General features: G+C 65.7%; 14 protein-coding genes, 1 tRNA gene and 2 rRNA genes (1 of these 17 cut by a window edge). 5 read left to right on the top strand and 12 right to left on the bottom strand.

Annotated features, from left to right (window positions below; all coding sequences use genetic code 11):
- Nucleotides 1–98 precede the first annotated feature (98 nt).
- Nucleotides 99–632, top strand: coding sequence for an RNA 2',3'-cyclic phosphodiesterase (thpR, locus tag KF730_RS16090; protein WP_294099076.1), 534 nt, complete (start codon nt 99–101; stop codon nt 630–632).
- A 5-nt stretch (nt 633–637) separates the two neighbouring features.
- Here the strand turns inward: thpR and KF730_RS16085 are convergent, their stop codons facing one another.
- On the bottom strand, nt 638–1,963 hold the full coding sequence (locus KF730_RS16085; RefSeq protein WP_294099075.1) for a Xaa-Pro peptidase family protein: 1,326 nt from the start codon (nt 1,961–1,963) through the stop codon (nt 638–640).
- An 80-nt stretch (nt 1,964–2,043) separates the two neighbouring features.
- A complete protein-coding gene (locus KF730_RS16080) occupies nt 2,044–3,549 on the bottom strand; it encodes a DUF389 domain-containing protein (RefSeq protein WP_294099074.1) in 1,506 nt (501 codons plus the stop codon).
- Nucleotides 3,550–3,783: 234 nt separating this feature from the next.
- Here KF730_RS16080 and KF730_RS16075 point away from each other — a divergent pair, with 234 nt between their 5' ends.
- Nucleotides 3,784–5,343 carry an MFS transporter gene (locus tag KF730_RS16075; protein ID WP_294099072.1) on the top strand — a complete coding sequence of 520 codons (1,560 nt, stop codon included), beginning with the start codon at nt 3,784–3,786 and terminating at the stop codon, nt 5,341–5,343.
- Between the two features lies 1 nt (nt 5,344).
- Here KF730_RS16075 and KF730_RS16070 read toward each other — a convergent pair whose 3' ends face one another.
- The 4 genes from KF730_RS16070 to KF730_RS16055 form a co-directional block, all read right to left on the bottom strand.
- Entirely contained in the window at nt 5,345–5,872 is a 528-nt protein-coding gene (locus tag KF730_RS16070; RefSeq protein ID WP_294099068.1) for a superoxide dismutase family protein, read from the bottom strand.
- A gap of 60 nt (nt 5,873–5,932) precedes the next feature.
- Entirely contained in the window at nt 5,933–6,967 is a 1,035-nt protein-coding gene (locus KF730_RS16065; protein ID WP_294099065.1) for a hypothetical protein, read from the bottom strand.
- A 29-nt stretch (nt 6,968–6,996) separates the two neighbouring features.
- Entirely contained in the window at nt 6,997–8,055 is a 1,059-nt protein-coding gene (locus tag KF730_RS16060; protein WP_294099062.1) for a hypothetical protein, read from the bottom strand.
- A gap of 74 nt (nt 8,056–8,129) precedes the next feature.
- Nucleotides 8,130–9,485: a hypothetical protein gene (locus KF730_RS16055; protein WP_294099060.1), complete on the bottom strand. Its 1,356-nt coding sequence runs from the start codon at nt 9,483–9,485 to the stop codon at nt 8,130–8,132.
- Between the two features lie 273 nt (nt 9,486–9,758).
- Here KF730_RS16055 and acnA point away from each other — a divergent pair, with 273 nt between their 5' ends.
- A complete protein-coding gene (acnA, locus tag KF730_RS16050) occupies nt 9,759–12,428 on the top strand; it encodes an aconitate hydratase AcnA (RefSeq protein WP_294099057.1) in 2,670 nt (889 codons plus the stop codon).
- A gap of 349 nt (nt 12,429–12,777) precedes the next feature.
- Here acnA and KF730_RS16045 read toward each other — a convergent pair whose 3' ends face one another.
- Both KF730_RS16045 and KF730_RS16040 read right to left on the bottom strand, forming a co-directional pair.
- A complete protein-coding gene (locus tag KF730_RS16045; protein WP_294099055.1) occupies nt 12,778–13,260 on the bottom strand; it encodes an FKBP-type peptidyl-prolyl cis-trans isomerase in 483 nt (160 codons plus the stop codon).
- An 82-nt stretch (nt 13,261–13,342) separates the two neighbouring features.
- Nucleotides 13,343–14,782, bottom strand: a complete 1,440-nt coding sequence (locus KF730_RS16040) for an amino acid permease (RefSeq protein WP_294099053.1) — start codon at nt 14,780–14,782, stop codon at nt 13,343–13,345.
- A gap of 121 nt (nt 14,783–14,903) precedes the next feature.
- Between KF730_RS16040 and KF730_RS16035 the strand changes: the two genes are divergently transcribed.
- The gene (locus KF730_RS16035; RefSeq protein WP_294099051.1) at nt 14,904–15,410 is read left to right on the top strand and encodes a rhodanese-like domain-containing protein; all 507 of its coding nucleotides are present in this window, start codon (nt 14,904–14,906) and stop codon (nt 15,408–15,410) included.
- A 388-nt stretch (nt 15,411–15,798) separates the two neighbouring features.
- Here KF730_RS16035 and KF730_RS16030 read toward each other — a convergent pair whose 3' ends face one another.
- Nucleotides 15,799–17,040, bottom strand: a complete 1,242-nt coding sequence (locus KF730_RS16030; protein WP_294099049.1) for a threonine synthase — start codon at nt 17,038–17,040, stop codon at nt 15,799–15,801.
- Nucleotides 17,041–17,213: 173 nt separating this feature from the next.
- On the opposite strand from KF730_RS16030, the gene KF730_RS16025 reads away from it, so the two are divergent.
- Nucleotides 17,214–18,389, top strand: a complete 1,176-nt coding sequence (locus KF730_RS16025) for a crosslink repair DNA glycosylase YcaQ family protein (RefSeq protein ID WP_294099047.1) — start codon at nt 17,214–17,216, stop codon at nt 18,387–18,389.
- Between the two features lie 74 nt (nt 18,390–18,463).
- Here KF730_RS16025 and KF730_RS16020 read toward each other — a convergent pair.
- From KF730_RS16020 to KF730_RS16010, 3 genes are all read right to left on the bottom strand, one after another.
- Nucleotides 18,464–18,540: transfer RNA gene (locus tag KF730_RS16020), tRNA-Met, on the bottom strand.
- Nucleotides 18,541–18,631: 91 nt separating this feature from the next.
- A 5S ribosomal RNA gene (gene rrf, locus KF730_RS16015) occupies nt 18,632–18,746 on the bottom strand.
- Nucleotides 18,747–18,876: 130 nt separating this feature from the next.
- Nucleotides 18,877–21,381: ribosomal RNA gene (locus KF730_RS16010) — 23S ribosomal RNA — on the bottom strand (it continues 290 nt past the right edge of the window).

Here is a 21,381-nt window from a genome sequence, read left to right as displayed (position 1 = left end):
GCCGGTCAGCACCAATATCGCCCTCGAAACGGCGGTTTTCAAGCAAAACCGGTCTATTTTCCTCCCGGAGAGGGCGGGAAGCGCGTAAGCTTCGCTCGATGCACCGCCTGTTCGTCGCCTTGCCCGTCCCCGCCGCGATCCGCGAACAGCTCCTCACGCTCGCCGGCGGCATCCCCGGCGCCCGCTGGCAGCGCGACGACCAGCTCCATCTCACCCTCCGCTTCATCGGCGAGGTCGACCGCCACGCCGCCGAGGACGCCGCGCTCGCTTTGTCCGCCATCCATTACCCGCAAATCGAGATCGCCCTCGCCGGCACCGGCCAGTTCGAAAGCCGCGGCCGCCCCAATGCGGTCTGGGCCGGCGTCACGCCGCACGATGCCCTGGCCGGGCTTCACAGGAAGGTCGATCGGGCGCTGGTCCGCGCCGGCCAGCCGCCCGAATCCCGCGCTTACCTCCCGCATATCACCCTGGCCAGGATGAACGCGCAGAGCGGCGCCGCCGGCAAGTTCCTCGCCGAACATGCCGGCCTCGCCAGCCGGCCCTTCACGCTCACCCATTTCCACCTCTACGAAAGCCATCTCGGCCGCGAAGGCGCGCGCTACGAGGCGGTCGAGCGCTATCCGCTGGGCTAGGAAGTCTACCGGCCTCCCGCCATATGCCCCTCGATCTCGGCGATCGTCCGCGGGATGCCCACCGACATCCGCTCGTTGCCGGTGGCGGTGATCAGATACTGGTCCTCGATGCGGATCCCGTAATTCTGCGCCTGCACATAGATGCCCGGCTCGACGGTGATCACCGCCCCCGCCGGCAGCGGCTTCGAAGTATCGCCGGCATCGTGCACCTCGGTGCCGACCAGATGCCCGACGCCATGGTAGAAATCGTCGGCATGGCCGGCCTTGCGGATCACCGCGCGCGCCGCCGCGTCGACATCCTCGTAATAGGCGCCCGCGCGCAGCGCCTTCACCGCCGCGTCCTGCGCCGCCAGCACCGTCTCATAGGTCTCGCGCTGCGTCGCCGTGAAGCGGCCGTCCGCCGGGAAGGTCCGCGTCACGTCGCAGGCATAGCCGCCGACCGAAGCCGCCGCGTCGATCAGCACCAGGCTGCCCGGCTCGATCACACCGTTGCCGCCGCGATAGTGCAATGACGCCGCGTTGCGCCCCGCCGCGACGATGCTCTCATAGGCGAGGCCGGTCCCGCCCGCCTTGCGGAACGCGTCTTCCATGATCTCCTTCAGCGCCCGCTCGGTCATTCCCGGCCGCACCGCGCGCATCGCCGCGAGATGCCCGGCGCGGGTCGCGTCGACCGCCTTGCGCATCAGCGCCAGCTCGCGCGGCTCCTTGACGATCCGCATCGAGGGCAGCAGCGCGGTATCGTCCACCGTCCGCGCGCCCGGCACGCGCTGCGAGACCTTGCCATAGAGATCGAGCACCGCCGGCACCGCCGAGGTCGGACCGACAATCGGTCCCAGAAAGCGCAATTCCTTGTTGCGCTGCGCCAGCCCCGTCACGAGGCCGCCCAGCCCGGAGGTCCGAATCACCTTCTGGAACCCGGTCCGCCGCTCGATCTCGTCGCCCAGCGGCATCCGTTCGATGTCCCAGCGCTCGGCCTCCTGGTTGCGCGACGGCAGGAGCAGCCATTCGCGCACCGTCCGCTCGGCGGGGGCCAGCACCAGGATCGCGCCGGGCTCGTCGACGATACCGGTCAGCCAGGCGAAATTGGCGATCTGCTGCGAAGCTTCCTCCTCGCTCTGCCCGGGATTGATCTCGTCGGCGCCGTAGAGCACCGCGATGCCGGTCTTCATCGCGTCCATCACCCGCTGGCGCCGCTCGCGGAACACTTCCGGCGCGAACGGCACCGTCCCCGCCGGCGTGCCCGTCGCGCTCGGCCGCAGATCCTGCGCGAACGCCGTCCCCGCTCCAGCCACGCCCGCCAGCGCCGCGCCCAATACTGTCCGCCTTTGCATGCCCGCTCTCCCTTGCCGCGTGTGTTTCATAGTCCCACCAAGGCGGCAATAGCGCGGCCGGAGCGGCGCACGGGCGAGGGTCAATCCCGCGCTGCCGGATCCGTTCCGCCGGGCTGCGCGCTCCACTCGACCCGCAAGCGGCCGGCCTTGCTTCCGGCCTCTGCCTCTCCGCCGCGCGACACGATCCCCTGCGCCACCGCCCCGCGCAGCGCGGGGCTGCCGCCCTGCACCGTCAGCTTGCGTGCCGTCCGGTTGGAGGCCCAGCCGGCAAGGTCGAGCGCCGCGCCATCCACCACGCCATGCGCCACCGCGATGACCGGCAGCGCGGCCTCGGCGGCCGGGGCCAGCCTGACTTTCCAGTCCTCCAGCGCATTCTCGGCCCGGGCTTCCAGCATGCGATATCCCGCCAGCCCCATTCCCGGCAGCGGCGCGGCGGTCGCGGTCAGGGTCCGCGCCGCACCGTCCGCCTTGACCGCGGCGCGATCGGTCCCCGCGATCAGCGCCAGCTCCGATACCGCCCTATCGCGCGCCGCCGTCACATCGACCGCCTTGCCGTTCGGAGCCGCCGCGATTTGCGCCGCTTCGGCGGCACCCGGATCCAGCGAAATGCGCAGCTGGTCGATATGGAAGTCGATCGGCCGCGCCAGCTGCTCGCGCAATCGCGCTGCCAGCGCCGCGTCGACGCGCGGATCGATCCGCGGCGTCAGCATCACCGCGCGTATCCGCACCGGCGAAGCCTTGTAGTCGATGTCGAGCAGGCTGAGCCGCGCGCCGCGCGGAAAGTGGTTCTCGATCGCCATCCGCACCTGGCGCTGCGCCAGCGCTTCGAACGCGATCTGGCGCAGCCCGGCGCCCAGCGGGACGGAAAGGGCGCCGAGCGCGACGACGAACAGCGCCAATTGCCAGCCGGTATGATGCGGCGAGAGATGGCCGCCAAAGCCATAGACCCGCGCGACCAGGGCGGCGGTAAGCGCGATCGTCACCGCGTTCGTCAGGAACAGCAGCAGCGATCCGGCGAACGCCGTCCAGTTGCCGGTGGCGATGCCGAAACCGGTCACCGCCAGCGGCGGCATCAGCGCGATGGCGATCGCCACCCCCACGACCGTGCCGCCACGGCCGCGGATCAGCGCATAGGCTCCGGCGATCGCGGAAAGCAGCGCGACCAGCAGGTCGAACAGTGTCGGTTGCGTGCGGCCGGCGATCTCGCTGGTGATGGTCTGCACCGGAGAGATCGAGACCAGCGCGAACGACAGGGCGATGGCCAGCCCCGCTCCGGCGAGAAGCGCGAAGCCGGTGCGGCGAACCTCATGGAAATCCAGCGTGGCGATGCCGAAGCCCAGGCCGATGATCGGCATCATCAGCGGCGAAAGCAGCATCGCCCCGATCAGCACCGCCACCGACGGCATCAGCAGGCCCAGCAGCGAGATCGCCGCCGAGACGATGATCAGAAAGGCGTAGCGGCCCGACCATCCGGATTCCGCCGCGATCTCGCGGAGCACGGCGTCGTGATCCACGCCGCCGGTCACCCATAAACTCCACCACCGGCGAAACTTGTTCCTGCCGCCGCCTGCCTTCGCTACCTTCATCGCGCCCCATGACCATGCTGGTTGACCGCCGCTGCTAGGAAAAACGGAAGCGCGGCGCGAGGACGAAACCCCGTAAAGACCCGCCGCGGACCCGCCGCATCAGCCAAAGCGAGCCATTTGTTGGATGTATCGAGCGGCCGCCGCGATTCTTTCGCGCGGGTCACGGCACGAAACGTCTTTCGTAAATCGGGTATGCTCTGCTAGCCTCGCGCGAAACGAGGCCGGGAGAGTTTGATGGCGGAAGCGGTTGTACCCGAGCAGGCCAGGGCGCGCCCTTATGCCTGGTATGTCCTCTTCGTCCTCTTCCTCGTCTACGCGCTCAATTTCATCGATCGCCAGATCCTGACGATCCTCGCCCCGCATATCCGCAAGGATCTCGGGCTCAGCCAGGCCGATATCGGTTTTCTCTACGGCACCGCGTTCGGGGTGTTCTACGCCTTGTTCGGCATCCCGCTCGGGCGCTTGGCCGACAATTGGCACCGCATCCGGCTGATGACGATCGGGTTGGCCCTGTGGTCGACGATGACCGCGCTGTCCGGGCTGGCAAGGAACGGCATCCAGCTCGCCGGCGCGCGGATCGGCGTCGGCGTCGGCGAAGCCAGCGCGGGGCCCGCCGCCTATTCGCTGATCTCGGACTGGTTCCCCAAGCGCCAGCGCGCCACCGCGCTCGCCATCTATTCGGGCGGGCTCTATTTCGGCGCCGGCTTCTCGCTGTTCATCGGCGGCACGATCGCCGACAAATGGAACCACGCCTATCCCGGCGGCGGCCCGCTCGGGCTGGTCGGCTGGCAGGCCGCGTTCATGGCCGTGGGCCTGCCAGGGCTGATCCTCGCCTTGTGGGTCGCGACGCTGCGCGAGCCGATGCGCGGCCAGTCGGAGGGGCTCGTCGCGCCTGCCAACCCCGCGCCGTTCAAGGCCTTCTTCGCCGATCTGCTGACGATCATTCCGCCCCTCACGCTGATCGGCGCGCTGCGCAGCCGCTCGCTGGTCTCGAACCTCGTCGCGCTGGTTCTGATCACCGCCGCGACCTGGGGGCTGATCCTGTTCGACGGCGGCCAGTCGGCGCCGCTGCAATGGCTCGCGGTCGGCATCGGCGTCTATGCCGTCTTCTCCTGGGCCTCGGCGCTCCGCCACCGCGACTTGCCGACCTATCGGCTGATCGTCGCCAGTCCGGCCTTTGTCTGCGTCGTCATCGCCTATGGCCTCAACGCCTTCATCGCCTATTCGGTGGCGGCGTTCGCGCCCAGCCACGCCGCCGCCGCGTTCGGGGTCAGCGCCGCCGAGGCGGGGCTGTGGATCGGCGGCCCCGCCATCCTCGCGGGCTTTGCCGGCGTCACGCTGGGCGGCATCGCCGCCGATCGCCTGCGCCAGAAATACGCCACCGGCCGGATCATGGTCGTCCTGTTCGGCAGCCTCGCGCCGGTGCCGACGCTGATCCTCGCCTTCACCACCACCGACAAATATCTGTTCTACGCGCTGCTGCCGGTCACCCAGATCCTCGCCAGCTGCGCGCTGGGTTCGGCCGCCGCCGCCACGCAGGATCTCGTCCTCCCCCGCATGCGCGGCACCGCCACCGCCGCCTTCTTCATCGGCACCACGCTGGTCGGACTGGCCCTTGGCCCGTATATCGCCGGCCATATCGCCGACATCTACAAGAGCATCCCGGCCGGCATCCTGTCGCTGCTGGCGACGCTCCCGATCGCCTTCGGCTGCGCCCTCGCCGCCTACAAGCTCGTCCCCCAAGCCGAAGCCACGCGAGAGGAGCGGGCAAGGGCGGCCGGCGAGCCGATCTAGCTCACCGCGCCTGAAACACCCCGCAGGCGATCCGCCCGCCGCTGTTCCCCGAAGGATCGGTCTTGTAATCATCCTCTCCGGCATGGACGACCAGCGCCGCTCCGTCCTGATCCATCAGCCCGGCGAACGTTCCGCCCTTCACCGTGAAGGTGATCTGGCCGCGCCCGTCCTTGTTGAGGTTGAGGTTGGGAAGGTCGCCCATGTGCGGGCCCATCGGATTTTCCTTGCCATGCTGGTGCGCGGTCGGGTTCCAGTGCCCGCCCGCCGAGGCGAAGTCCGGCCCCTCGCACTTGCCGACGGCATGGATGTGCACCCCGTGCACGCCCTCGGCCATGCCCTTGGCCTCCACGATCACCCGGATGTCGCCGTCGATCTCCTCGGCGACGGCGGTGCCCACCGGCGTGCCGTCGGGCGTCGCCAGATCGGCCTGCGCCCGGAAATGCCCGGCCATGTAGCGCGCATTCTTCTCCGCGCTCACGCATCCGGCCACCATCAGCCCCGCCACCGCCGCAACTGCCAATCCACGCATCCCGTCACTCCCGAACAGCCTGATATGCAAATGGTCCCGCGCCCATGCGGTTCCAAGGGGTCAGCCGCAATTGCCGTCCACCTTGCCGCTGACGCTGCCCACCCCGAGGATGATCTTCGCCCGCCGCTCGAAGGTCAGCGCCTGCCAGCGCCCGCTATTCCCTATCGCGGTCCTGCTTCGGATATATGTCAGGTGGAGCATTTCATATGCTTCGGGATCGATCCGCCCCTTGTCGATCATGCAGTTCCACGCCGCCGCGTTCCACGCCCAGTCGCGCCCGACCCCGTCCTGGTCGATCGTGCTGGCCGAGGCGCGATACCAGTCGAAGATCGCTCGCAGCCGCTGCCAGCGCTCCGCCTCGGGCATCTTCGCCAGCTTGCCGCGCAGCCGCGCCAGATCCTCGTCCGCCGGAAAGAAGCCCTGCTGGATCTTGGTGTCCATCGCCCAGCGCACCTTGCGCATCGTGATCGGCTGGCCCTTGAACACCCGCAGCAGGTCGAGCCGCAATTCCTCGAGCAGCGCCACATAGGTATCGGCCTGAATTTGGATCATCGCGTCGCTCTCGAAGATCGCGGTCAGCTCGCCAAACAGCGCCGCGTTCAACCGCCCGTCGGTCCCGTGCGCCGCCAATATCCCCGCCCGGCACTTGTCCCTGACCGGCCTGGCCAGACAATCGCGCGAGAACAGCAATTTGCCATAGACCGGCGCCAGGCTTTTACGCGTCCGCCCGAACCTGCCCCGCAGCGCCTTCTTCCACGCCTTCAGCACCGGCTGCAGGCTGCCGGTCCCGTAATTCCACTGGCTCATCCCCACCGAGATCAGCTGGCTGTCGAAATTCCCCGCCGGTTCGGCCCAGCAGCCCCCGGTCTCGGGGATCGAGGTCTCGCGCATCAGCTGGAAAATCTCCGTACGGCCCAGCCCGATCTCGCCCAGCCGCTGGAGACTATCGGGCGCGAAGGTCACGAACGGCATGTCGCCCACCTGCCGGCACGCCGCGCCCGAGGGCTCGCCCGCCACCGGCACTATTGGCGCCACGCCCTGCGCCAGCGCCGTTCCGGGCACCCACAACGCCAACGCCATCAGCCACCGCAGCATCGAACCCTCCCGGCAAAATCGACGCCAGCCTAAGCGGCCGGCCACACCCCGGCAACGGCCTCGCGCGCGTCGATCGCCCCCGGCGACCGCGCCGTCCAGCCCAGCGCGCCCCAGCATTCCCGCCAGCGCGCCCAGTCGCGCGCCTGTGCCTCGGCCGCGTCGTCCGCGCGCCGGCGATCGATCGCAGCGAGTTTGGCCATCAGCACGGCATCAGTCTCCTCGGGCGCGGGAAAGCCCTCGGCGAAATAGCCGCCCGCTGCCTCCGCCGCCGCGCGCGCCCGCGCCACCCGCGCCTGTTTGGAGCGGCCCGGCTTCGCCTCGGGCGCACGCGCACTGGCCTTCTCCGCATCCGCCTCCCGCTGCACCAGCGCCCGCAGCAGCGAGTCCGAATAGCGCCGCCGCTCGCCGACCACCTTGCCGCCCGCCACGATCGGCTCGGTCCAGCCGGTCACCGCCCGCTCCAGCGCCGCTTCGAGCACCGAGGGCGGCGCGTCCCCGCGCAGCGCCTTCTCCCAGGCCGCGGCAAAGCGCGGCGACTGCCCGCGCAGATAATAGGCCGCCGAGTTGGACATCCCCGCCGCCGCGCAGGCATCGTCGACCCGCTTGGTCCGCGCCAGCGTGCGCAGGAACAGCCCGCGCTTGCGCGCATCCCAGCCCCCGGCCTTGTCGCGCCACGGCGTCAGCCGCCCGCCGCCCGCGCCATCCTCCTCGCTGTCATCGGCCGGCCCCAGTCGCTTGCCGGAAGCCGCGATCCACGCCGCCTGCTGCTCGGCAAGCGCCGCGTCCCACAATCTCGCAAACTCAGGACGCGTCCGCCGCCGCGACTGGCACGAACTCTTGCTCCGTCCAATCTCCGCCGCCGCCTTGCTGACCTGCCCCGTAAGCTTGAGCGCGGCGAGAAACGCCCGCTCGGTATCCGCCGACCATTTGCACCAGGGTTTCTTGGGAGCTTCAAAGCCCCTCCCCTTCAGGAGCATCGGGTCGGCCATGCCCCCGGCATGGACTGAACAGCGCGGGGCGCTGTTCACCTGATGCTGGGTCGGGGTGGGGCCTGCCATCCCCGGTTCGTCGTCGCTTGCAGCCACCATCGCCACGCTCCCCGCCCAAAGGAAGCAGACCAGCTATCGGGCGATTTCCTACATTGGAAGAGCGATATCGGCTTTCATGCGCACGCCTTCATCAGATATCGCGCCGCCGCCAGCGCGCGTTGGTGGTCGGCCGGCAGATGCAGCGCATAGGCCGGTTTGGGGCCGCCTTCGCTGATGTCGACGAACGCCTCCCCATCGGGGCTCTGCTCCGCTGCCGTCACCTTTTTCCAGTCGGTGGTCACCGTCCAGCTATCCGCTGGCCGCGTCACGCCATTCTCGATACGTTGGGGGAAAGTGTAGGTGGTGACGGTCCGGCACGGCCCATCGGATCGTATCGCGACGCTACTCAGTACGGCCGGCACGCTACCGCGATACAGGAACGTCGATTTGTCGCCGCTCTGGACGATCACGCGCTGTGCGTCGCTCGCCGATGCGAAGGCCGGTGCGGCTGCCGTGGCGGAAGGGCTCGACGACACTGCACCGGGCGCCGGACATTTCCAGCCGGTCGCGCCCAACAGGCCGGGCACGTGCCGCAACTGGGAGACGTCGAACGTGTCGCTGCTGATCTCGGCGCCCGAAGCGTTGAACAAGCGAACGACGGCGATCGACCCTGCCGCCAGTTCGCCGACGCGGGGAATCTCGTCGGCCATCGCCTTGAGACCGACCGCCATGCGCGAAAGCGGATCGCCGTTCTCGCGGCTCAGGAACGTGGCGAGCGCCGAGGTACGGCCATCGATCGTAACCGTCGCCGATAGTGGGTAACGCGCCGAAACAAGGGCATCGTTCGTCACGATGAAGCGCGCCACGGGCAAAAGCCCATGCCATTGCGCCGTGTTGAAGGCGGGCTGGAAGCTGACCGACAAATAGCTTTGACCGCCGCGATCGCGCGAGCGCGCTTCGAACCTCGCAGTACGAAACTGCCCTTCCGAAATGGTCAGTTGGGGAACCGCGACAAAACCGCATTGGGGATCGCCCCATTTATCGCGGCCCAGTGAGCGCAGCGCGGCGGACGGCAGCGCGGCCGAGGGCGGCGCGGCCTTGGGTTCGAGCGCGCAGACCTGCTTGATCGTCAGCGCGCTGGGTGTCCCGTCTCCCACGGGGGTAAAGGACGGATTCTCGTGAAACGCGTCGAGATTGGTGAGGAACGCCCCCTTCGCATCATATTGATTCTCGGTTTCGATGCGAAAGCTTTTGGCGCCGCAATCATACGTATAGCGGCTCACCACGAACTTGATGTCGCGCGTCGCCCGGGGAAGCTCGCGGCGGACCTCCACGGTCGCCCGGCGCCCGTTCCAAGTCATCGTCGAGACCTGGATCGCCTGCTTGCCGCCATTGGTCTCGCCGATCGGCACCCAGCCCGCGGCATTGGGCGGCGGACCGCTCGGCATATCCTGCAGCAAGGCAAGCGCGAGCAAGCGCATCAAGATCACACCACACTCCCCTTGTAGTGACGCCTGGGAAGCAGCTTAGCAGCGAACAGCGCATTTTCTATAGGGTGATGGCACGGCGCTCGCACGCCTATTGGCTATCGACCATCATTACATAAGGCTCCCATCCGCACCTCCCCTTCCCCCACCCCCTCACCCTTGCTAAGGCCCTCCCGACTCTTCGCATCCGCAGCACGCGTGCTCGCGCTGGCTCCCTAAGCCCGCCTCCCCGCCACGCTCGCTACGGCGCACAATCAGGGAAGGACCCGCGCCAAAATGACCGCCGTCGGCAACAACGCACTCGCCACTCGCGACACCCTCACCGTGGGCACCAGCACCTACGCCTATTATTCGCTGCCCAAGGCCGCGGCGAAGCTTGGCGATATCAGCCGGCTCCCCTTCTCGATGAAGGTGCTGCTCGAGAACATGCTGCGCTTCGAGGATGGCAAGACCGTCACCCGCGAGGACGCCCAGGCGATCGTCGACTGGCAGAAGGATGCCCGGTCTAACCGCGAGATCCAGTATCGCCCGGCGCGCGTGCTGATGCAGGATTTCACCGGCGTGCCCTGCGTCGTCGATCTGGCGGCGATGCGCGACGCGATCACGTCGCTCGGCGGCGATGCCCAGAAGATCAATCCGCAGGTGCCCGTCCATCTCGTCATCGATCACTCGGTGATGGTCGACGAGTTCGGCACCCCCAAGGCGTTCGAGGACAATGTCGAGCTCGAATATGCCCGCAACAATGAGCGCTACGAGTTCCTGAAATGGGGTTCGAAGGCGCTCGACAATTTCTCGGTGGTGCCGCCGGGCACCGGCATCTGCCACCAGGTCAATCTCGAATATATCGCCCATTCGGTATGGTCGTCGAAGGACGCCTCGGGCGAAAAGGTCGCCTATCCCGACACGCTGGTCGGCACCGACAGCCACACGACGATGGTCAACGGCCTCGGTGTGCTCGGCTGGGGCGTCGGCGGGATCGAGGCCGAGGCGGCGATGCTCGGCCAGCCGGTCTCGATGCTGATCCCAGAGGTCGTCGGCTTCAAGCTCACCGGCGCGCTGGCCGAGGGCATCACCGCCACCGATCTGGTGCTGACCGTCACCCAGATGCTGCGCGCCAAGGGCGTGGTCGGCCGTTTCGTCGAATTCTATGGTCCCGGCCTGCCGGCGATGACGCTGGCCGATCGCGCGACGATCGCCAACATGGCGCCCGAATATGGCGCGACCTGCGGCTTCTTCCCGATCGACGAGAAGACCATGGACTATATGCGCCTGACCGGCCGCCCCGACGAGGTCGTGGCGCTGGTCGAGGCGTATGCCAAGGCGCAGGGCATGTGGTACGATGCCTCGGCCGCCGATCCGATCTTCACCGATACGCTCGAGCTCGACATGTCGACGGTGCGCCCGTCGCTCGCCGGCCCCAAGCGCCCGCAGGACCGCGTCAGCCTCGACAGCGTCGATGAGGTGTTCAACGGCGATCTGACCAAGGTCTACAAGAAGGACCATCCGGCGCGCGTGCCGGTCGATGGCGCCGCGCATGATATCGGCGACGGCGACGTGGTCATCGCCGCGATCACCTCGTGCACCAACACCTCGAACCCCTCGGTGCTGATCGCCGCCGGGCTTGTCGCCCGCAAGGCGCGGGCGCTGGGCCTGACCCGCAAGCCCTGGGTCAAGACCTCGCTGGCGCCGGGATCGCAGGTGGTGACCGATTATCTCAACAAGGCCGGTTTGAGCGAGGATCTCGACGCGATCGGCTTCAACCTGGTCGGCTATGGCTGCACCACCTGCATCGGCAATTCGGGGCCGCTGGCCGAGCCGATCTCGGCGGCGATCAACGGTAACGACATCGTCGCCGCCTCGGTGCTGTCGGGCAACCGCAATTTCGAAGGCCGCGTGTCGCCCGACGTGCGCGCCAATTTCCTCGCCTCGCCGCCGCTGGTGGTGGCCTATGCGCTCAAGGGCACGGTGACCGAGGACATGTACGAGACGCCGATCGGCGAGGGCACCGACGGGCCGGTCTATCTCAAGGACATCTGGCCCACCAACGAGGAGGTCCAGAGCCTGATCAACTCCGCGATCGACGACCGCATGTTCCGCGCGCGCTATTCCAACGTGTACGCGGGCGACGATCACTGGCGCGCGATCGAGGTCGAGGGCTCGGATACCTACACCTGGCGCGCCGGCTCGACCTATATCCACAACCCGCCCTATTTCGAGGGCATGACGATGACGCCGGCGCCGGTGCAGGACATCATCGAGGCCAAGCCGCTGGCGATCCTGGGCGATTCGATCACCACCGATCACATCTCCCCCGCCGGATCGATCAAGGCGGACAGCCCCGCCGGCACCTTCCTCCAGGAACATCAGGTCTCGAAGAAGGACTTCAACAGCTATGGCGCCCGCCGCGGCAACGACGAGGTCATGGTCCGCGGCACCTTCGCCAACATCCGCATCAAGAACGAGATGGTCCCCGGCATCGAAGGCGGCATGACCCGCTACGGCGGCCAGGTGATGCCGATCTACGACGCCGCAATGCGCCACAAGAAGGACGGCACTCCGCTGGTGATCATCGCCGGCAAGGAATATGGCACCGGCTCGTCGCGCGACTGGGCGGCGAAGGGGACCAATCTGCTCGGCGTCCGTGCGGTGATCACCGAGAGCTTCGAGCGCATCCACCGCTCGAACCTGGTCGGCATGGGCATCCTGCCGCTGCAGTTCTGCGAGGGCCTGACCCGCGAGAGCCTCAAACTCAAGGGTAGCGACCTCTACACGATCAAGGACGTCGCCAAGATCCGTCCGCGCCAGGAAGTCGAAGTCACGCTCACTCGCGAAGACGGCACCGTCGAGACCTTCATGACCCGTTGCCGCATCGATACCGTCAACGAGCTGGAATATTTCCTCAACGGCGGCATCCTGCAGTACGTGCTGCGTAACCTCGCGGCATAACCAGCGCCACGCATCTTCGCCGTATCGTCAGCCCCGGCGCCTGCCGAGGGTCGACATGCGGCGAGGGCGGCGCCCGTTTCGAGGCGTGAGCGCCTGAGGCGAAAGCGCGAATGGTCCCAATGGTCGCACTGACCATGGGTGTGTTCACGGCGCCCAAGCCAGGCAAGATCGAGAGCATGCGCCTGTGCTGTCGCGAACGCGCCGATAGCCACCACCGAGGCGCGACCGGTGGCGGATTTGCGGCAATATTCAAAAGCCAAAGAGCGGCCGGGAGTGCCCGGCAATCCCGGCCAAGCAGGTGAAATCCTACATTGCAAGCCTGGCGCGCTGGCAGCGGTGCCGCGCGGGCTTAGCCGCGGATCCCAAGCAGCTCGATCTTGAACAACAGGGTGGCGCCGCCCGGGATCGGCCCCTTGCCGCGCGGTCCGTAGCCAAGCTCGGCGGGCACCGCGAGCTCGATCGTGTCGCCGATCCCCATCTGCGGCACCGCCAGTTGCCACGCTTCGATCAGCGCGCCGAGCGGGAAAGTCGCCGGTTCGCCGCGCGCCCAGGAGCTGTCGAACTCGGTGCCGTCGGTCAGCCGCCCGGCATAATGCAGCGTCACCGTATCGCTCACCAAAGGGTGCTTGCCGCTGCCGTTGCCCGCGATCCGCCGCCAGCGCAGGCCGCGCTCGAGGCTCTGCCATCCGTCGCTGGCCTTGAGGCTGGCAAGCGCCAGCGACTGGCTGTTGATCCAGGCGGTATCCTGCGAGCGGTCGGGCGCGGTCTGCCCGCATGCGCTTCCCGTCAACACCAGCATCGTCAGCCCGGCCAGTCCCATCAATCGCTTCACGATCACTCCTCTCGAAAATCGTCGGCCGTCCAAGCCGGGCAAAGGCAACTTCACAACAAAACGGCGGCGAACTTCCCGCTCGTCAGACCGCGGCTCTATCGACGTTGCGGCGCGAGTAGAGGAAATAGAGGCCCAGGCCGATCAGGTTCCACACACCGAACAGCATTTGAGTCTGATGCGGCAGGCTGATGAACAGATAGGCGCAGCCGAAGATCGCGCCCAGCCCGACAACCCAGGCGGCGGGCGTGCGGAAGGGCCGCTCGGCGTTCGGCGCACGACGGCGCATCACCAGCAGACACAATCCGACCGCGGCGAAGGCGGTGAGCGTACCGGCATTGGCGAGCGCGGCGATCTGGTCGATCGGGAAAAAGGCGGCGAAGAAGGTCACCACGGCGGCGGTGAAGATGGTAATCCGCACCGGCGTGCCGCGCCTCGAGACCTTGGCGAGGCCGGCGGGCAGCATATTGTCGCGGGCCATCACGAAGAAGATGCGGCTCTGACCATAGAGGAAGGCGAGGATCACCGTCGGCAGCGCGATCACCGCGCTAGCGGCCAGGAACGCCGCCGCCTTGTTCTGGCCGATCCCGCGCAGGATCAGCGCCAGTGGCTCCGGGCTGTCGGCGAACTTGGTATAGGCCAGTGCCCCGATCGCGGCGACGGCGACGATCATGTAGATCGCGACGCAGGCGATCATCGATCCGACGATGCCGATGGCGAGATCGCGGCCCGGGTTCTTGGCCTCTTCCGCCGCGGTTGAGATCGCGTCGAAGCCGTAAAAGGCGAAGAAGATGATCGCCGCCGCCGCCATCACCCCACGCTCGACGACCTTGCCGTCAGCACCGGCGACGCTGTGGGCGGTGAAGCCGAAGGGCGAGAAGGGCTCGAGATTGGCGGCGTTGAAATAGGGCAGCGCCACCGCGACGAACACGATCAGCGCGATGATCTTGACCACTACCAGGATCGCATTGAGCGTAGCGCTTTCCTTGGTGCCGACCAGCAGCAGCCCGGCGACCAATGCGACGATGAAGAGCGCCGGCAAATTGACGCCCCACTCGGCGATATGACCGTCGATCATCACCGGACCATGGGTGAGCGCGGCGGGCAGATGTATCCCCAGTCCGTGGAGGAAGCCGGTCGCATAGCCCGACCAGCCGACCGCGACCGTCGCCACCACCAGGGTATATTCGGCGAGCAGGCTCCACCCGACCACCCAGGCGATGACCTCGCCGAGCACGGCATAGCTATAGGTATAGGCGCTGCCCGAGGCCGGGATCATCGTCGCCATCTCGGCATAAGCGAGCGCGGCGCAGGCGCAGATCGCGCCCGCCACCGCGAAGGACAGGATCACCGCAGGCCCGGCACGGTCGGCGCCGACGCCGATCAGGGTGAGGATGCCGGTGCCGACGATCGCGCCAACACCGAGCGCCACCAGATGCGGCCAGGACAAGGTGCGCTGGAGCTGATGCTCGGGCGGCCGCTCATGCGCCGCGACGATCGTCTTCAGGCGAAACAGGCTGGCCACTGCTATCCTCCCCTTTTGTCCTTGCGCCCGGTGATAGCGCGGCGGCGCGAGCGTGCAATCGTTCATCCCCGGTGCAGGGCGAATGAGTGAATTGTTACGCCCGCATTCCCCGGAGGCACCCATGCTGCTGCTCACCGCGCTCGCTTTGACGATGGCCGTTCCAAACGATCCCGCGCCCAAAACCAGTTTGCGAGGGACCAATCCGCAGATCGACTATGCCGGCTTCGCAACGCTTACCCGCGACGTCCGCGCGCTCCGCGCTAGGCGGCTGCTCGGCTTCGACGCGTTCCGGGCCAAGGCGGCGGAGAAAGGCGCGCTGATCCTCGACGCGCGTTCGGCGGACAAGTTCGCGGCGGGGCATATCGCCGGGGCGGTCAATCTGCCGCTCACCGATTTCACCGCCGAGGCGCTGGCCGAGGTGATCGGCAGGAATCGCGGCCGGGCGATCCTGATCTATTGCAACAACAATTTCTCGAACCATCGCGCGCCAGTCCCGCTCAAATCGGCACCGCTGGCGCTCAACATCCAGACCTTCATCAATCTGGTCGGCTATGGCTATGCGAACGTCTGGGAGCTGCGCGACGTGGTCGATTTCGACGATCCCAAGGTCGGCTGGGTGAAGGGCTAGCCACGGCGAATGTTGAGGAAGTTTAGTGTTTTCGAAGGGGTCAACATTCGCGCCCTCTGAGGCGATGCCCGCGAATGTTGTCGAACGCGACACCCGAGCGACACCTACAGGACGCCGGCGCGACACCGGCGCGACATCCAGGCAACATGATGCGACAGCTGCGCTACGGGTTCGCGACATATTCAAGGTTCAAAGAGCGGCCGACACTATCCGGCCGCCCGAGCCAAGCAGGCGAAATCCTACATTACAATGGCGTTGTCTCGTCATCCCCGTGGAGGCGGGGAACCAGAAGCGGTGTTTCGGGATCCCCGTCGAAGGATTGCCTTTCGGGTGGCACGTTCGCGGCCGACCTTCGACACGCTCAGAGTGAGCGAAGCCAGGAAGACGGTCACAGCTGTGAGAAGTCGATCTCGCCGTCCTTGTCGAGCGTGCGCGATTGGTCCGTCATCGGGTATTTGAGGCCCGTCGCGCAGTTGAACAGCAGCGCGCGATCGTCGGGCGAGATCAGCCCCCGGCCCATCGCCTCGCGCCATGCCGCCAACGTCGCGCCGCCTTCGGGGCAGAGCAGCAACCCGTCCTGGCGCGCGGCATCGTCGACGGCCTGGATGATCGCGGCATCACCGACCGCCATCGCGAAGCCGTTGCTGGCGCGCACGGCATCGAGAATCAGGAAATCGCCGACCGCCTGCGGCACGCGGATGCCCATCGCGACGGTATGCGCGCCCTCCCAGCGGGTGGCGTGGCGCTCGCGCTGCTCCCAGGCGCGGACCATCGGCGCGCAACCCTCGGCCTGAACCGCGACCATGCGCGGGCGCTCGGGGCCGATCCAGCCGAGCGCCTCCATCTCGGCGAACGCCTTCCACATCCCGATCAGGCCGGTGCCGCCGCCCGTGGGATAGAAGATGACGTCGGGGAGCTGCCAGCCGAGCTGCTCGGCGAGCTCCAGGCCCATCGTCTTCTTGCCCTCGATCCGGTATGGCTCCTTGAGTGTCGAGAGGTCGAACCAGCCGCGCTCCTTCGCACCGCGCCCGACCAGCTTGCCGCAATCGTCGATCAACCCGTTGACCCTGTAGACCCGCGCGCCCTGCGCGGCGATCTCACGGACGTTGATCTCGGGCGTGTCGGCGGGACAGAAGATGACGCTCTCGATACCGGCCCGGCTGGCATAGGCCGCCGCGGCGGCGCCGGCATTGCCGTTGGTCGGCATGGCGATGGTGGTGACGCCCAGCTCCTTGGCCATCGCGATCGCCATCACCAGCCCCCGCGCCTTGAACGAGCCGGTCGGCAGGCGCCCCTCGTCCTTGACCCAGAGATTGGCGGCGCCGTGCTGCCCCGCGATCTTGTCAAGCGGAACGATCGGCGTCGCGGCCTCGCCGAGGCTGACGATGTTCCTGGTATGGCGGACGGGCAGCAGCTCGCGATAACGCCACAAATCCGCAGGGCGCCGCGCCAGCGCTTCCCTGGTCAGCGCCTTGCCGGCCGCTTCAAGATCATAGCGCACCAGCAGCGGCCTCCCGACGCGCGACAGGCCCTGCAACGTATCGGCCTCGTACCGCTCGCCCGACATCGAGCATTCGAGATGGGTGACGAAGGTCGGGCGGTCGATCGTCAGATTGTCATTGTGCAGCAAATCGGATCCTTCGGCGCCCAGCCAGATCGGTTTCGCGAAACAGCGCAGTCGCCATGCCAGCCTCCTCGTACCCTTGACCCGCATGCTCGGCCCAAGCGCCGCGAATGTCGAGATAGGAGATGCCGGGCGCAACGGGATTGACGCTTGCCGCATCGCGCCCCCACGAAACGGACGTGACCAGCAGTCTTTCTCTCAAACAGGCCCGGCGGATCGCGCTCGCGGCGCAGGGCTTCGCCGATCGCCACCCGGACAAGCCCGGCGCCGCGCATCTGCGCAAGACCGTGGACCGGCTCGGGCTCTTCCAGATCGACAGCGTCAATGTGCTGACGCGCGCGCATTATCTCCCGGCCCTTTCGCGGCTCGGCAGCTATGATCGCGCCTTGCTGGAGCGCGACGCATGGGGGCCGATGCGCCAGCGGCGCCTGTTCGAATATTGGGCGCACGAAGCGTCGTTGCTGCCGCTCGCTCTCCACCCGCTGTTGCGCTGGCGCATGGCTCGTGCCGAACGCGGCGAGATCGGGTATCAGGCGCTGAAGCGCTTCGCGCACGAACGCCGCCCCGAAGCGGAAGCGGTGCTCGAACGGATTCGTAGCGAAGGGCCGATGACCGCCGCCGATTTCGAGGGCGGCGCGAGCAGGAGCGGCTGGTGGGAATGGAGCCACACCAAGCACGCGCTGGAATGGCTGTTCTGGTCGGGCCGGATCACCACCGCCACCCGCCGAGGCAGTTTCGGGCGGGTCTATGACCTGACCGAGCGCGTATTGCCGCAAACCATTCTCGATCTGCCCACCCCGGATGCCGCCAGCGCGCAGCGCGCCCTGATCGAGCGGAGCGCCCGGGCACTGGGCGTCGCCACCGCCGCGGATCTGCGGGACTATTACCGGCTCAAACCCGGCGAGGCGGATCATGCGATCGCGGACCTGACCGAAGCGGGTGTGCTGGTTCCCGCCCGTGTCGAGGGATGGGGACAGAAGGCATGGATGCACCGCGACGCGCACCTGCCCCGCCGGGTAACCGGCGCGGCGCTGCTCGCGCCCTTCGACCCGCTGATCTGGGAGCGCAGCCGCGCCGAGCGCCTGTTCGGATTCCATTATCGCATTGAAATCTATGTGCCGCAGGACAAGCGCGTGCACGGCTATTACGTCCTGCCGTTCCTGATGGACGAGGCGCTGGTCGCGCGCGTCGACCTCAAGGCGGACCGCCAGGCCGGCCTGCTCCTCGCGCGCCGCATCACGATCGAACCCGGCGCGCCGGCCGAGACGATGGAGCGTCTGGCGATCGAGCTCGTGCGAATGGCGGACTGGCTGGGGCTGGATGCGGTTCGGATCGGTGAGACGACCGGGCTTTGACGGACTCCGCCGGGCCCGGAAACGACAAAAGCCGCCGACCCGGAGGTCAGCGGCTTTTGTAGAAAGTGTCGCGTTGGTTGCGGGAGCAGGATTTGAACCTGCGACCTTCAGGTTATGAGCCTGACGAGCTACCGGGCTGCTCCATCCCGCGACAACTGGCCAAAATGACCAGTAATTCGCCTTCTGGCATTGTGAATGGGTTCTTCAACGAAACGCAATTCCCGCGCTGCACCGGCTACAATGCCTGGCGACGACCTACTCTTCCATCGCTTAAGCGATAGTACCATCGGCGCTGTCTGGTTTCACGGCCGAGTTCGGGATGGGATCGGGTGGGGCACAGACGCTATGGTCACCAAGCAATGAAGCCGGTGCAATGCGGGGTTGGGTTTCAAATCGATGTGCACCTGTTTGGGCAAACAAGCTGCGACTGATTATCCACGTCAATGAAACCATTGGACGAACCAAGGCTGTCATTGATGGTGGGACTCTCAAGCGCGAATAGGACAATTAGTATCGGTTAGCTCCACACGTTACCGCGCTTCCACATCCGATCTATCAAGGTGATGGTCTCTCACCGTCCTAAGAAATCTTATCTCGAGGGAGGCTTCCCGCTTAGATGCTTTCAGCGGTTATCCCGTCCATACATAGCTACCCTGCTGCGCCGTTGGCACGACGACAGGTACACCAGAGGTATGTTCAACCCGGTCCTCTCGTACTAGGGTCAACTCCTCTCAAATTTCGACGCCCACGGCAGATAGGGACCAAACTGTCTCGCGACGTTCTGAACCCAGCTCACGTACCACTTTAATTGGCGAACAGCCAAACCCTTGGGACCTGCTCCAGCCCCAGGATGTGATGAGCCGACATCGAGGTGCCAAACAACCCCGTCGATATGAGCTCTTGGGGGTTATCAGCCTGTTATCCCCGGCGTACCTTTTATCCGTTGAGCGATGGCCCTTCCACGAGGGACCACCGGATCACTATGACCGACTTTCGTCTCTGCTCGACTTGTCAGTCTCGCAGTCAGGCTGGCTTATGCCATTGCACTCTAACAGCCGGTTTCCAACCGGCCTGAGCCAACCTTCGCGCGCCTCCGTTACTCTTTAGGAGGCGACCGCCCCAGTCAAACTACCCGCCACAGAGGGTCCCTGATCCAGTTTCATGGATCGAGGTTAGACATCAGAAAACAACAGGGTGGTATTTCACATTGTGGCTCCACCACGGCTGGCGCCATGGCTTCAAAGCCTCCCACCTATTCTACACAGTTCCTTCCTAATGCCACTCTGAAGCTGCAGTAAAGGTGCACGGGGTCTTTCCGTCTAACCGCGGGTACTCCGCATCTTCACGGAGAATTCAATTTCGCTGAGCATGTCCTGGAGACAGTGGGGAAGTCGTTACGCCATTCGTGCAGGTCGGAACTTACCCGACAAGGAATTTCGCTACCTTAGGACCGTTATAGTTACGGCCGCCGTTTACCTGGGCTTCATTTCGGAGCTTGCACCCCTCCACTTAACCTTCAGGCACCGGGCAGGCGTCAGGCCCTATACGTCGTCTTGAAGCCGACTTAGCAGAGCCCTGTGTTTTTGCTAAACAGTCGCTACCCCCTGGCCTGTGCCCCCTCAACCTGCTTGCGCAAGATGAGGGCCTCCTTCTTCCGAAGGTACGGAGGCAATTTGCCGAGTTCCTTCAGGACACTTCTCTCAAGCGCCTTGGTATACTCTACCTGACCACCTGTGTCGGTTTCGGGTACGGTCTATACGGTGGGGCTATTTCCTGGGACCCCTTCGAAGCATGCTCAATCCGATAAGAGCATACAACACACGGGATCCGTCACACACCACCAGGCCCACGAATATTAACGTGGTTCCCATCGACTACCCCCTTCGGGCTCGTCTTAGGGGCCGGCTCACCCTGCGCGGATTAGCCTTGCGCAGGAACCCTTGGTCTTTCGGCGAAAGGGCATCTCACCCTTTTTATCGCTACTCATGTCTGCATTCGCACTTCCGATACCTCCACAGCCCATTACCAGACTGCTTCACAGGCTTACGGAACGCTCCGCTACCACGTGATCTAAAAGATCACATCCTAAGCTTCGGTGCATCACTTTAGCCCCGTTACATCTTCGCCGCAGGAACCCTTATTTAGACCAGTGAGCTGTTACGCTTTCTTTAAAGGATGGCTGCTTCTAAGCCAACCTCCTGGTTGTTTTGGGATTCCCACATGCTTTCCCACTTAGTGATGACTTGGGGACCTTAGCTGTAGGTCAGGGCTGTTTCCCTTTTGACGACGGACCTTAGCACCCGCCGTCTGTCTCCCGCACTATACTCGTAGGTATTCGGAGTTTGGTTAGGTTTGGTAGATCTCGCGACCCCCTAGCCCATCCAGTGCTCTACCCCCTACGGTAAACATGCGAGGCACTACCTCAATAGTTTTCGCGGAGAACCAGCTATTTCCCGGCTTGATTGGCCTTTCACCCCTAAACACAACTCATCCGGTAACTTTTCAACGTTAATCGGTTCGGACCTCCAGTGCGTGTTACCGCACCTTCATCCTGGTCATGCCTAGATCGCCGGGTTTCGGGTCTAATACACCAAACTAATTCGCCCTATTCAGACTCGCTTTCGCTGCGCCTACACCTATCGGCTTAAGCTTGCTTGGTACATTAAGTCACAGACCCATTATGCAAGAGGTACGCGGTCACCCCATAAAGAGGCTCCCACTGCTTGTAGGCAATCCGTTTCAGGTACTGTTTCACTCCCCTCATCGGGGTGCTTTTCACCTTTCCCTCACGGTACTAGTTCACTATCGGTCATGTACGAGTATTTAGGCTTAGAGGGTGGTCCCCCTATGTTCAGACAGGATTACACGTGTCCCGCCCTACTCAAGTCCTTCAACATCAGTTTCGCATACGGGGCTGTCACCCGCTACGGCCACACTTTCCAGAGTGTTCTGCTACTTGAATTGAAGGCACTGGCCTGGTCCGCGTTCGCTC

Origin of the sequence: Sphingomonas sp. (assembly GCF_019635515.1) — a bacterium.
Taxonomy (GTDB): domain Bacteria; phylum Pseudomonadota; class Alphaproteobacteria; order Sphingomonadales; family Sphingomonadaceae; genus Sphingomonas.
This window is presented reverse-complemented; position numbering and strand designations above follow the sequence as displayed.